Origin of the sequence: Acinetobacter sp. YH12052 (assembly GCF_013419835.1) — a bacterium.
Lineage (GTDB): Bacteria > Pseudomonadota > Gammaproteobacteria > Pseudomonadales > Moraxellaceae > Acinetobacter > Acinetobacter amyesii.
On the sequence record NZ_VOZI01000027.1, the window covers coordinates 17310 to 30803 of the forward strand.

Here is a 13494-nt window from a genome sequence, read left to right on the forward strand (position 1 = left end):
AACTTTAAATAATAGGTAAGTCCCTTCTCCCTTCGGGATGAGGAGCATGCTCCGCAAGAGGATGAGGGGGCATAATCTGATAAATCCTCTCCCTAACCCTCTCCTTTAAAAGGAGAGGGAACTTTCATTGTGATTTAAAACTTACATCCACTATTTGAATAAACTCAAATGCCGGCTCTTCATAAGGATGACTTGCTTTTAAAGCCCTTGCGACCTCACCCGCCTTCTCTTCAGGCACGATGGTTTCCACTCGCCATTCAGGGATAGATTCAAGCTGATTCAACTCACCAATAAAAGGATTTGCTCCTTTGATAGGTTTAAATTGCCCCGTCCCTAACACTTGCCAAGCACAGTGTTCATAGTTTCCTATACCGCCTGCTCCAGCTTCAAAAACAGCTAGTTTAGTCGACTCTAGGTGAGACTCAGGTACATAATAAATCAGTTTTAACATTGGCTATTCCAGACGCTATTGTGCAGTCAGATCATTTAAAGCACTGCAAATCATTTTTAATGCCACATTATTCGATGCATGCGGATAGGTTGCATATAAACCTAGTTTCGGTAAATCCACATCTGTTTGAATGACTTTGACCGAATCATTTAAAAACTTCAGTAAATACTCGGGCACAAAACTCAGCCCCATACCCATATTAATCAAATTTAAATGCTGCATGACATTGGTCACCCACAGCATGTGATCATGTTGTTGCTGATCAAAAGGAATCAAGGCATTTAAGGTATCGTAAAACACAGGGGAAGCATTTTGCTCACACATGATGATGGTATGATTTTTTAATTCTTGAAGTTTTAAGATGCGATCTGATGGATGCAGATGTGCCGCACCAACCAAATAAATTTGCTCACTTAAAACCTGAATATTGGTGAAGTCGCCATGACTTAAGTTATAACGAGTAAAGCTAATATCCAATTCGGTATTTTTAAGTTTTTGGATTTGCTCTGTACACGTCAAGCTATGTAAATGAATTTTCAAATCAGGGATATGTTGTTTTAATTGCGCCAAAATACTCGGCATAATTTTCAATTCTGCGACATTTAAAAAGCCAATATGTATTTGATTATTTTTGGCTTGCGCCACATGGCGAGCTGCTGCTACAGCTTGTTTGGCATTTTCAAGTGCTTGCTCTGCATATTTGAGAAAAGCCTGCCCTTCATCGGTCAGTAAAACTTTGCGAGCAGAACGTTCAAATAATTGCACCCCAACTTCTTGTTCTAAATCTTTAATTTGCTGACTGAGTGATGGTTGTGCTGTAAATAGTTTTTCCGCTGCCTTAGTGAAACTCTGTTCTTTCGCCACCGTCACAAAATAACGTAAATGTCGTAATTCCATTCACTTCACTCCACACACTCACTACATCACCTGTGTCATGCAGTCAAAATACCAATAGATCTATAGTTTATATGAATATCCATTCTACTCGGAAAATCATTTGCCTAGACTGCGGACTATTCCAAGTTTGCGCTTCACATACACATGGAGTTTTGTATGACACAGCAATTCGATACCGATGTTCTGATTATTGGCACAGGGCCTGCGGGTTCTACTTTAGGTTTGGCCTTGGCAAATTACGGCATACAGGTTCAGCTTTTTACCCAATTTAATTGGTTAGCCAATAGTCCTCGTGCCCATATTACCAACCAACGTGCGATGGAAGTGTTACGTGACTTAGGTATCGAAGAACAGGTCAAAAAAATTGCAACGCCTTGGGAACAGATGGGTGAAAGCCTCATTACCACGAGCCTTGTCGGTGAAGAAATTGCCCGTATGAGTGCTTGGGGAACCGGTGACGAACGTCATGGCGATTATATTAAAGGCAGTCCTTGTCCATTGGTTGATCTCATTCAGCCGAAAATGGAAGCTTTGTTAGTAAAAAATGCGGCTGAACGTGGTGCGATTTATAATTTTAATACTGAATATTTATCGCATGTACAAGATGAACATGGCGTAACAGCAACATTCCTTAATCGTATTACTCAGACTGAATTTAGCTTACGTGCCAAATATTTAATTGGTATGGATGGTGCGCGTTCTAAAGTGCTTGAGCAACTTGATTTACCGCTTGAAGGGATCATGGCTCGTGCAGGTACAGTCTATGTAACCTTCAAAGCAGATCTCTCTCAATATGTGAAAAACCGCCCTGCTATTTTGCAATGGATTGTTAACCCTGAAGCGAGCTTTGGTGATTTGGGCATGGGTTTACTCCGTGCCATTACACCTTGGAATGAATGGATTATGGGTTGGGGCTTTGATATTTCTAAAGGCGAACCACAAGTCACCGAAGAGCAAGTCCGTGCGCGTTTAAATGCCTTCGTCGGTGCTGAAGTTGAAAATGTCGAAATTCAAAAACTGTCTTATTGGTATGTGAACCAAACATGGGCAACTGAATATTCAAAAGGTCGTGTATTCTGCGGTGGTGATGCGGTGCATCGTCATCCACCATCAAGTGGTTTAGGTTCAAATACCTGTATGCAAGATGCCTTTAACCTCGGTTGGAAATTGGCGTATGCCATCAAAGGTTGGGCTGCTCCTGCTCTACTTGAATCTTATACCACTGAGCGTGCGCCTGTCGGCAAGCAAATCGTGGCGCGTGCCAATCAATCTCGCTTTGACTATAAGCATCTCAAAGAGGTATTTGGCTTTGACCAAGGCATCACAACTCAAGCTCAAATGATGCAACGTATTTTTGCAGAAGATGAACAAGCTGCAGAAATTCGTCAAAAGCTATATCAAGCCTTAGAAATTAAAAACTTTGAGTTTAATGCCCAAGGTGTAGAACTAAATCAGCGTTATACGTCCAATGCAGTGATGGTTGAATCTGAACCTGAAGTATTTGAAAAAGATCAACAACTGTACTTACAAGCGACCACACGTCCGGGGGCAAAAGTACCGCATACTTGGTTAATTGATGCCAAAGGCAACAAGCAATCAACCTTAGATATTACAGGGCATGGTCGTTTCACCCTACTGACAGGTCTTTCAGGCAAAGGTTGGAAATATGCTGCTGAATCGTTGAATCTACCTTATTTAGATGTGATTCAAATTGGTTCCCGTGAATACCGTGATGTGTACGGTACGTGGAATGCTAAATCTGAAATTCATGAATCAGGCGCTGTCTTAGTTCGTCCAGATGGTTATGTGGCTTGGCGATACCAAGACAGTACCAATGCTGCTTTTGATTTTGAAAATACGTTGAAGGCGGTGCTGAAGCAGATTCAATTGGCTGTTTAATCAAAAAAACCACCATCGGGTGGTTTTATTAATTCAATATTTTAGGATTTTTCTTTCCTACAATGTTGTTTTTTTCTACACCTATTTCAGCTTTATCTAACAACAAGACTAAATTTTGTGTTCGCTGATTTGAACTTTTTGGCACAAAACTATTTTGACTATATCCATTTTTATAAACGCAAATCGACCAACTATATTTTGCTGGAAATATATGAATAAATTGCAAACTTTTCTCTGCAGAAAATGTAGCAATTCCTTCCTGTGTTTTTTTTAATGTAGATTCAGTAAAAGACTTGCCTTACCATGTTGTAAGATTTAAAAATACTTCTGCATCGTCCAACTTTTCATTTTGCTCATTGATAACAGTTATATTAATTTTCGGATGCTTCGTTTTTAAAATAGGAAAGCACCCACTTAACAATGTTGACGGAAACATAAAGCCTAAAAGTAAAAATATTTTTATATCTTTTAATAATACAAATTGTTTAAAGCTCATTATTAATTTTTGCAGTTTTTTAATTATGTATTAGTTTACATAAAAAACCGCCTTACAGCGGTTTCAATTGTTCAAATATTACATCTGTAAAGCATAACCCAAAACTAAAAACACCAACTGCAAACACACCACTGCACCAAAAAGCTTCCAGCCCTTTTTACGCAGCGCAGACTTATCCACTGCTGAATATTCTACTATTTTAATCATGTCATCACCTCATCATGAGTGTTGATACTGAACACGTTTAGTTATCCATCTTTCTTTTATCTTGCTGTCTTTTATCTTGCATAGTTATTGTGCATAAATTACACACTAGCATGTTTCCACAAATATAAAAGCAAAATCTAAACCAAGTTCAGTGGGAGAAATAAAAATTTAAAACCAACAAAAAACCACCCGCAGGTGGTTCAAAAAACGAAAGCGATTATATGTGTAAAAACAAGCATTCACAATAATTAATATATCTTTTGGTAAATTTTAACCATAAAAAAAGCCACCCGAAGGCGGCTCTTTTCTATGATTCATCTATCTAAGATTAACCAATAAATTTACGTGCATTACGGAACATACGTAACCAAGCACCATCTTGATCCCAATCTTCTGGTTTCCACGAATGCTGAATCGCACGGAAGTTACGTTCAGGGTGCGGCATCATAATCGTTGCACGGCCGTCTTTAGACGTTACACCTGAAATCGCTTCTGGCGAACCATTCGGGTTCATTGGGTAATGCTGCGTTGGGTTGCCTTGGCTATTGACATAACGCAAGATCACTTGATCGCCTGCATTCAATGCTGCAATGTTTTCCGCACTAGCAACCACACGGCCTTCACCATGTGCAACAGCGATAGGAAGAATCGAACCTTCCATACCTTCTAACAATACAGAGTTAGATTTTTCAACGCGTACGTTAACTGCACGCGCTTCAAACATTTCAGAAGTATTGCGGTGGAAGCGAGGCCAAGCTTCTGCACCCGGAATAAGTGGAGCAAGCTGAGACAGCATTTGACAACCGTTACATATACCTAGAGAGAATGTTTCGTCACGGTTGAAGAATTTCTCAAATTGGTCACGAAGTTTCGGGTTAAACAATACAGATTTCGCCCAGCCGCCGCCTGCGCCCAATACGTCACCGTAAGAGAAACCGCCACACGCTACTAAACCTTCAAAGTCATCAAGACTGATACGACCAGCAAGCAAGTCGCTCATGTGTACGTCTACAGTGTTGAAGCCGACTTTGTCGAATGCAGCAGCCATCTCTACATGACCATTGACACCTTGTTCACGCAGAATCACCATGTTTGGACGGCGTTCATTGATGTACGGTGCTTCGATAGGCTCGTTCAAATCAAATGTTGGTTTTGCAATTAAACCTGCATGTGATTTGTCAGCGATTAACGCATATTCTTGATCCGCAGTTTCTACGTTATCACGCAGACGTTGGATTTGATGTGACACTTCAGTCCATGCTTGCTGTAATTCAGCACGGTCTAAGCTCAAACCATTTACAGTTAAAGTATCTGTATCGTTTACAGTACCTACTACTGCAATTGCATCTTTAATTGATGATGCAGCGACTTCAGCTTCTAATGCAGCCCAATCCGCTTTGCTGATTTGAAGAACTGCACCAATTTCTTCTGCAAATAATGATTCAACGGATTGATCTTCTAAAGCCACACCTAAGCGCGAAGCAAACATCATTTCTGCAACAGTTGCAACCAAGCCACCATCGCCAATGTCGTGATACGCTTTAATTAAGCCACGGTTGTTCCAGTCTTGAACCAATGCAAAGAATGCTTTGAAGTCATCGAAGCTATCTACATCCGGCGTAACCGAACCAATGGCTTTATACACCTGAGCCAAGATCGAACCACCAAGGCGGAATTGACCTTTAGATAAATCAATACGTACAAGTACTGAATCTTCATTTTTAAGTTCAGGTGTTAATGTTTTACGAACATCAGTCACTGGTGCAAATGCAGTGATCACGCCTGACATTGGAGAAGTTACAGATTTATCGATGCCTTCGTCATTCCAAGTGGTACGCATAGACAATGAGTCTTTACCTACAGGAATTGCGATACCCAAAGCAGGACACATTTCCATACCGATGGCTTTTACGCCTTCGAATAATGCTTGGTCTTCACCTTTTTGACCTGCAGCCGCCATCCAGTTTGCCGACAATTTAATATCACTAATCTGGTCGATTTTTGCAGACATGATGTTTGAAATAGATTCAGCAACCGATAAACGCGCTGAGGCAGCAGGATTTAACAACGCAACGGGTGGACGTTCACCCATTGCCATTGCTTCACCTGTGTAACCGACAAGGCTTGTTGTTGTCACTGCAGCATCAGCTACAGGTACTTGCCAACGACCTACAAACTGATCCCGTGCAACCATACCTGTAATAGAACGGTCACCAATAGTAATTAAGAACGATTTAGACGCAACAGTTGGATTTTTCAAAACGCGGTAAATCGCATCTTTAAGATCTGTTACTTTAGCAGCATCAAAATCATCGCCTTTACGTTCAATTGTTTCATATGAACGGCTCATGCGTGGTGTACCACCAAGCATCACTTGCATAGGCATATCCACAGCTTTGTTTTCAAACAGTGGATCTTCAACCGTTAAGTGGCGCGCTTCAGTCGCTTCACCCAATACAGCAAACGGACAACGCTCACGCGCACAAAGCGACTCAAATAATTCTAAAGAACTTGGACGAATGGCCAATACATAACGTTCTTGCGCTTCGTTCGACCAGATCTCCATTGGAGACATGCCTTTTTCAAGCGAAGGAATTTTACGAAGATCAAGGATTGCACCTAACTCATGATCGTTCACAAGTTCAGGCATTGCATTTGAGATACCGCCCGCACCAACATCATGTACAGATACGATTGGGTTATGGTCTTCCATGCGCCAGCAAGCATCAATCACTTCTTGGCAACGACGTTCCATTTCGGGGTTTTCACGTTGTACAGAAGCGAAATCTAGGTTTTCACCCAACTTACCGCTGTCTACAGAAGATGCTGCACCGCCGCCTAGACCGATCAACATTGCAGGACCGCCAAGTACGATTAAAAGATCGCCCGGTTGGATTGCATCTTTTTCTACATGGTCAGGACGGATGTTACCGTAACCGCCGGCAATCATAATTGGCTTATGGAAGCCTTTTACGTCGCCATTTACATTTTGTTCAAATGTACGGAAGTAACCATTTAATGCAGGGCGACCAAATTCGTTGTTAAACGCCGCACCACCCAATGGGCCTTCAATCATAATTTGAAGTGGAGATGCCATACGAGATGGTTTGCCGTAGTTTTCTTCCCAAGGCTGTTCAAAGCCCGGAATATTCAAGTTAGAAACCGTAAAACCTGTTAAACCAGCTTTTGGCTTACCACCACGACCTGTTGCGCCTTCATCACGGATTTCACCGCCCGAACCTGTCGCAGCACCAGCAAATGGTGCAATCGCTGTCGGATGGTTATGGGTTTCCACTTTCATAAGAATGTGAGCAGCTTGGCTCTTATACTTATAAACATGGTGACCTGTTTCAGCGTCTTGTTTTGGATAAAAACGCTGTGTGTCAAAACCAACAATTACAGAAGCGTTGTCTTTATATGCCGACAATACATCTGTAGGTGATTCTTTATAGGTGTTTTTAATCATTTGGAACAATGACAATGGTTGAACTTCACCATCAATTGTCCATTCAGAACCGAAAATTTTGTGACGGCAATGCTCTGAGTTCGCTTGGGCAAACATCATCAATTCGATGTCATGCGGGTTGCGACCCATTTTTGTGAAAGCATCGGTTAAATAATCAATTTCTTCATCAGAAAGTGCAAAACCAAATTCAGAGTTAGCTTTCACCAACGCCTCTTTACCTTGACCCAAAATATCAATTGAGTTTAAAGGCTTTGGTTCAGTTTCAGAAAAAAGTGCCGCAGCATCTTCAATAGCATTGAAAACACTTTCGGTCATGCGGTCATGTAATGCTAGTTTTACTTCATCAGAAACAGCAGTTACGCCCTTCAAAGTAAACAAAACACCGCGTTCAAGGCGATGAACCGGTGTATTACAGTTGGCAAAAATGTCTGTTGCCTTAGACGACCAAGGAGAGATGGTTCCAACACGTGGCGTCACTAAAATTTGGACTTCGTCACTTGCTGCTTGGTGCAATTCAAAAGATTGACCATCGTTGAGAAGCTGTAAAGCGGATTGCTGTTGTTGCTCGTTGAGCGCTTGGTCAAAAAGGTAAACCCATTGACTTTCAATTGATTGAACAGAACTAATTGACGTTAAACGTGATAATAGTTGAGTTTTCTTAAATGAAGAATGTGCAGGTGCACCGGCAACGATAAACATGCTGATTTTGGCTCCACGGGATGATCGAAAAGACCATGCCACAATGTGACTTGAGAGAGCGCATATTCTACTGTGTATTAGTTAAATCAGCTAGATGTGAAAGTGAAATTGTAGTGCTTATATCGGGAAGTTTAGGCAATAATGCTTTTATTTTTAAATAATAAAATTGAATTTAGTCGCACAGATTAACACAAAATTATCTGATTTTTTCATTTCACCCTAAGAATAATATTCAAACTATAAAAATGTTTTATTTTTCAACAACAACTCACTTTTTAATCAAGCGTTCAAACCATATTTGAAAATGAATTTCAGGTCTAAATGTGTGAGATTTAAACCTGAAATTCATAAAAGACTAAAATCATTTCACATTTGAAATTGAAACATTTTATTTATTCAAATCTGACAATAGATGTTGAATTACATTGAGGGCTAAGTTCAGTGAGTTTACATCTACACCATCAATCGTATCGCAAGCCTTGTGATAGCACGGTGCAAATTCGAGTTCATCACCTTTCATTTGCTCATTAAATAAAATTAGTGAAGTAACGGGAACTTTCCCTAAAAATGGCAAAGTATCGCTTGCTGTTAAAGTCGTTACATCATCTTTAATCTGAATATTATTGGTTTTAAAATATTGACGCATTCTTTCTTCTAATGCAGCATCCTGCGGGTGCTTAGGTAATTGGCTCATGCTGTCTAAGATTGGCTGATAATCACTTTGTGCAAGTCCATTGGCTTTAAACTGTGCCGCCATTTCTGCAATTGATGAATGGTCACCATCGGCAATCATGATATTCGGATTCTTTGTTCCCACCATATCAACATTGATATAGGCTTGAATGCCTTGAAGCTGTTTCTCACTGAGTGATTTCACAAAAGCTTGTGAACCTGCAATACCAACCTCTTCCGAATCCCAAAAGGCAAGATATAGTGTGTGTTTAGGTTTTACCTTTTGCTTCGCATAGTCTTGTAATAATGCTAACAATACTGCAACGCCTGAAGCATTATCATTAATCCCAGGCCCCATTTTCACCGAATCATAGTGCGCGCCGACAATCACAGCGGTATCTTTGGATTGCCCTTCAATCTCAATCACAATATTTTGCCCAACGGTCTTTTCTCGATTTTCAAATGGCAACATTTGCGCGTGCAAGCCTGCTTTCTTGGCTTGTTCAAGAATATATTGTGCAGAAGCCAATCCACCTGCTGTACCTACTGCACGATTGCCACCATTTTGTTCCGCAATTTCTTCAAATGTTTGTAAATGATGCATCATGCTATTTTCTGATGCAGCAACATTTTGGTTTGGCTGCACTTTCGTTATATTTTTTTCTGTATTGAAACTTGTACAACCTGACAAAAAAAATGTCACGCCCAAACTTAGTGCAGTCAACGTAGGAAGAAATTGTTTTCTATACATTTAAATTATTCTCATTAAAAATTAAAAAATGGCATAAAAGGTAAAATTTGCCCATCTATACTAACAGCCCATTTTTAAATTTCTGTTTTGTTTTGCATTTCATTAAGGCAAATCACTCATACATCTTTTAAGACAAGTTGTGTCGCCCCAGACTAGTGCTTTTCTGCTAAGTTTGGCATTATTCAATTCAAGTAATAATTGAATAATGATAAATGACTCAAATGCGTTGGCTTGAACTTCTTTCTACAGTTCGTATTGGTAGCAATAAACACAGTTCTGAACAGGCACGTAGCCCTTTTCATAAAGACTATGACCGCATTATATTTTCGCAGAGTTTTCGACAGCTTAATCGCAAGACCCAAGTTCATCCTTTAACTCAACACGATGGTATTCACACCCGACTTACGCATTCACTTGAAGTGTCTTGTATCGGGCGTTCACTCGGCATGTTGGCTGCGGAAAAAATTAAAGATGAATTGCCAATGTGGATTTCGCCTGCCGATGTTGGCGCGATTATTCAAGCCGCTTGTTTAGCACATGATATTGGCAACCCGCCTTTTGGGCATGCTGGTGAATATGCCATTCGCGAATGGTTTGATGATGCATCACATACAGACTTTTTAAAAGATTTAAGCCCAGAAGAAGAAGCCGATGTTCGTCAGTTTGAAGGTAATGCACAAGGCTTACGTTTACTGACTAAAATTGACTATCACCCGAATGATGGTGGTATGCGCCTAACTTACGCAACCTTAGGGGCTTACTTAAAGTACCCATGGCTATCCAAAACCATTGCATCACAAGGAAATACGCCTGCCAGTCAGCGTGCCAAGTTTGGCTGTTACCAAGCCGAAAAAGACATCTTGCAGCAAATTGCAGAACAACTCGGCTTAATTCAACTCGGTGAATATCATTATTGCCGTCATCCTCTGACTTATTTATTAGAAGCAGCGGATGATATGTGCTATGCCCTGATTGATTTGGAAGATGGCATTATTCTCAATATGTTGAGTTATAACGAAGTTGAGCCAATTTTCCTTGACCTGATTGGTGATTATGGTATTCCTGCCGAACTTGCAATGACGGATACCACATGGCAGCAGAAAATTGCCGCTTTGCGTGGCCGTGTGATGAAGCGTTTGGTTGAAGAAGTAACGACAGCTTTTGCACGTCATCATAATGAAATTTTGTCTGGCCAACTTAAAGGCAGTTTATTGCAATATTGCAGTGAAGATATTGAAATCGGGATTAACCGTGCAAAAGAACTGGCTCGTGATAAAATCTTTGAACATCCGCATAAGGCAGGTTTGGAAATTATTGCACACCAAAGTTTGCAAAATATTTTGGATGCCTTTATTCCACTGACCACACCCAATAAAACTTTGAGCTTTAAAGAGCAACGATTGATGTCTATTTTGCATCGTTCAGGAGCACATTTTGGTATGTCGCATTATGACAATATTATGCAAGTACTCGATATCATCTCTAAGTTTTCAGATCATCAAGCCTATAATTTAGCGCAAGAGTTACAAGGGAATAAAGTTGGTTTCTTTTAAAGCTGAAAAAATGTGAAGGCTAGTAATTCGCTGGCCTTCACGCTAATCTCACAACAAATTGAAATTGAGCAAATAGCTCAGACTAAACTGAAATAAAGTGAATAAATGACATGATCGGATGCTTAATTGGCGAAGTGCTAGCATTGGAAGCACCAACAGTATTACTTAATGTAAATGGCGTAGGCTACGAAATTGACACTCCGCTTTCTACATTTTGCCAACTACAAAAAGGTCAAAAAGTTACGCTCTGGACACATCTTGCAGTACGTGAAGATGCACAACTGCTTTATGGTTTTAGTAACCCACAAGAAAAATTAATTTTCCGTACTTTACTTAAAGTAAATGGTGTTGGGCCCAAAATGGCGCTTGGCATTCTTTCAACGTTAAGTGTCGAAATGCTGATTCATACAGTTGAAAATGAAGATGTAAATACTTTAGTCAAAGTACCAGGTGTGGGTAAGAAAACTGCAGAACGCTTGATGATTGAACTTCGTGACCGTTTTAAAGCGATGTCATCTGGCACAGTACCAAGCAATTCAACTTCGGAGCAAATCCAATTTACCGGTAATTCTGCCGTTGCAGAAGCTGAAGCTGCATTACAATCACTGGGCTACAAACCACTAGAAGCACAAAAATTAGTGAATGCTGCCAAAGGTGACTTCACCGAAGCCAGTGATATCATCCGTGCTGCCTTAAAGTCGATGAATAAGTAAATACCTATTAAACGCAAGCCAACACTGGCAATGCTAAAGGCGACATGGATGTCGCCTGTTGAGTTGGGATACACGACGTATCCTCAACTCAACAAAAGATTTTTGTTACTTTTGATCTTTCAAAAGTAAAATAATGCCTACACAATGGTAGCAAAATACAAATCAAGATTTGAGGCTGTGCATGCAGCATCAAAATGCTCAGCTCACGAGATTAGTTTATTCAATATGCAAGACCGTCTTATCAGTGGTTCAGAAAAACCCGAAGATCACTTTGATCGTGCTATCCGCCCTGCCACACTCAAAGACTACATCGGGCAACCCGTTGTCCGCGAACAAATGGAAATTTTCATTGGCGCTGCCCGTGGCCGTGGTGAAGCACTCGATCACACACTTATTTTTGGCCCACCAGGTTTAGGTAAAACGACGCTTGCCAACATCATTGCACATGAAATGGGTGGCAATCTCAAGTCAACCTCTGGCCCAGTACTTGAGCGTGCCGGCGACTTGGCAGCCATGCTGACTAACCTTGAAGAAGGTGACGTACTGTTTATTGACGAAATTCATCGTCTTTCACCTGTGATTGAAGAAATTTTATATCCAGCCATGGAAGACTATCAGTTGGATATCATGATTGGTGAAGGACCAGCTGCCCGTTCTATCAAGCTCGACTTACCTGCATTTACATTAGTTGCAGCAACCACACGTGCGGGACTACTCACCTCACCTTTACGTGATCGTTTTGGGATTGTGCAACGTTTAGAGTTCTATTCCGTAAAAGATCTGACTCATATTGTGACTCGTTCTGCCAACTTGATGGATGTACCCATTACCAAAGAAGGTGCTCAAGAAGTTGCACGCCGTGCTCGTGGGACACCTCGTATTGCAAACCGTTTATTACGCCGAGTCCGTGATTATGCGCAAGTTAAAGGTACGGGTGAAGTAACCCAAGAGATGGCTCAACGTGCTTTGGACATGCTGAATGTCGATAAAGATGGTTTAGACACACTAGACCGTCGTTATTTATCAATGCTGCTTGAGCGTTTTGATGGTGGCCCTGCAGGTGTAGAAGCTCTAGCTGCTGCTATGGCAGAAGACTCAGGGACCCTAGAAGATGTGATCGAACCCTACCTCATTCAGCAAGGCTATGTCATGCGTACTGCACGTGGACGTATTGCCACCAATATGGCGTATTTACAGTTTGGGATGACACCACCAGAGCCGAAAGATAAGTAAACGATAATTCACTGAACGACTTCAGGGAGTTAAATGCTCCCTGCATGTTTATTTAAATTTTAAAATAAATTCAAGCCACTACAAACAATAGACTAAAATGATAAATCTTGAGAATAGAATAATTAACAAAATTAATAGCGACTACATTCAAAATCTACCATTAGACAGTGCCATTGAACACATTCCCAGAGAACAACCCATCAGTTCATTTAGCCCAAAACAAATGAGTGATTTTGAAAGCTTATTCCACACCGAATACAATTATTTTATCACTGTCGAATGTGAAAACATTCTTAGCAAAGAAACCATAGAAGTTGATGAAAATAATATTTGGGGCTGTACTAGATTAGCACTATGTTAATCGATGAAAATGAAGCTAACTAACTGTAAATTAAATAAGAAAACTCAATTAAAACTACTAGAGTTTTTCGTGCTAGGAGTGACTGCAAGAGCTGCT

General features: G+C 40.6%; 9 protein-coding genes and 1 pseudogene. 5 read left to right on the top strand and 5 right to left on the bottom strand.

Going from position 1 to position 13494, the window contains the following annotated elements:
* Positions 1–124 precede the first annotated feature (124 nt).
* Positions 125–451, bottom strand: coding sequence for a YqfO family protein (locus tag FTU06_RS15460; protein ID WP_180147475.1), 327 nt, complete (start codon positions 449–451; stop codon positions 125–127).
* Positions 452–466: 15 nt separating this feature from the next.
* Positions 467–1348 (bottom strand): LysR family transcriptional regulator, encoded by an 882-nt coding sequence (locus tag FTU06_RS15465; RefSeq protein WP_180147478.1) that lies wholly within the window; start codon positions 1346–1348, stop codon positions 467–469.
* Positions 1349–1504: 156 nt separating this feature from the next.
* Here FTU06_RS15465 and FTU06_RS15470 point away from each other — a divergent pair, with 156 nt between their 5' ends.
* Positions 1505–3247, top strand: a complete 1743-nt coding sequence (locus FTU06_RS15470) for an FAD-dependent monooxygenase (protein ID WP_180147481.1) — start codon at positions 1505–1507, stop codon at positions 3245–3247.
* Between the two features lie 574 nt (positions 3248–3821).
* Here FTU06_RS15470 and FTU06_RS16935 read toward each other — a convergent pair.
* The 3 genes from FTU06_RS16935 to FTU06_RS15480 all read right to left on the bottom strand — a co-directional run bounded on the left by FTU06_RS16935 (position 3822) and on the right by FTU06_RS15480 (position 9538).
* Positions 3822–3950 carry a KGW motif small protein gene (locus tag FTU06_RS16935; protein ID WP_257225708.1) on the bottom strand — a complete coding sequence of 43 codons (129 nt, stop codon included), beginning with the start codon at positions 3948–3950 and terminating at the stop codon, positions 3822–3824.
* A 328-nt stretch (positions 3951–4278) separates the two neighbouring features.
* Positions 4279–8115, bottom strand: coding sequence for a phosphoribosylformylglycinamidine synthase (gene purL, locus FTU06_RS15475; protein WP_180147483.1), 3837 nt, complete (start codon positions 8113–8115; stop codon positions 4279–4281).
* 388 nt (positions 8116–8503) lie between these two features.
* Positions 8504–9538, bottom strand: coding sequence for a M20/M25/M40 family metallo-hydrolase (locus FTU06_RS15480; RefSeq protein WP_373684711.1), 1035 nt, complete (start codon positions 9536–9538; stop codon positions 8504–8506).
* 212 nt (positions 9539–9750) lie between these two features.
* On the opposite strand from FTU06_RS15480, the gene FTU06_RS15485 reads away from it, so the two are divergent.
* The 4 genes and pseudogenes from FTU06_RS15485 to FTU06_RS15500 all read left to right on the top strand — a co-directional run.
* A complete protein-coding gene (locus tag FTU06_RS15485) occupies positions 9751–11091 on the top strand; it encodes a deoxyguanosinetriphosphate triphosphohydrolase (protein ID WP_067765238.1) in 1341 nt (446 codons plus the stop codon).
* A gap of 110 nt (positions 11092–11201) precedes the next feature.
* Positions 11202–11804, top strand: a complete 603-nt coding sequence (gene ruvA / locus FTU06_RS15490; protein WP_067765241.1) for a Holliday junction branch migration protein RuvA — start codon at positions 11202–11204, stop codon at positions 11802–11804.
* Between the two features lie 225 nt (positions 11805–12029).
* Complete coding sequence (gene ruvB, locus FTU06_RS15495) at positions 12030–13037, top strand: Holliday junction branch migration DNA helicase RuvB (protein WP_180147486.1); 1008 nt, start codon at positions 12030–12032, stop codon at positions 13035–13037.
* A 364-nt stretch (positions 13038–13401) separates the two neighbouring features.
* Positions 13402–13494: pseudogene (locus tag FTU06_RS15500) on the top strand (IS1595 family transposase); the annotation flags it as partial.

Bases quoted from the DNA above. Each gene is read 5' to 3' on its own strand.
- FTU06_RS15480 (WP_373684711.1), bottom strand. From the start codon at position 9,538: ATGTATAGAAAACAATTTCTTCCTACGTTGACTGCACTAAGTTTGGGC.
- ruvB (WP_180147486.1), top strand. From the start codon at position 12,030: ATGCAAGACCGTCTTATCAGTGGTTCAGAAAAACCCGAAGATCACTTT.
- FTU06_RS15485 (WP_067765238.1), top strand. From the start codon at position 9,751: ATGACTCAAATGCGTTGGCTTGAACTTCTTTCTACAGTTCGTATTGGT.
- ruvA (WP_067765241.1), top strand. From the start codon at position 11,202: ATGATCGGATGCTTAATTGGCGAAGTGCTAGCATTGGAAGCACCAACA.
- FTU06_RS16935 (WP_257225708.1), bottom strand. From the start codon at position 3,950: ATGATTAAAATAGTAGAATATTCAGCAGTGGATAAGTCTGCGCTGCGT.
- FTU06_RS15470 (WP_180147481.1), top strand. From the start codon at position 1,505: ATGACACAGCAATTCGATACCGATGTTCTGATTATTGGCACAGGGCCT.
- purL (WP_180147483.1), bottom strand. From the start codon at position 8,115: ATGTTTATCGTTGCCGGTGCACCTGCACATTCTTCATTTAAGAAAACT.
- FTU06_RS15460 (WP_180147475.1), bottom strand. From the start codon at position 451: ATGTTAAAACTGATTTATTATGTACCTGAGTCTCACCTAGAGTCGACT.
- FTU06_RS15465 (WP_180147478.1), bottom strand. From the start codon at position 1,348: ATGGAATTACGACATTTACGTTATTTTGTGACGGTGGCGAAAGAACAG.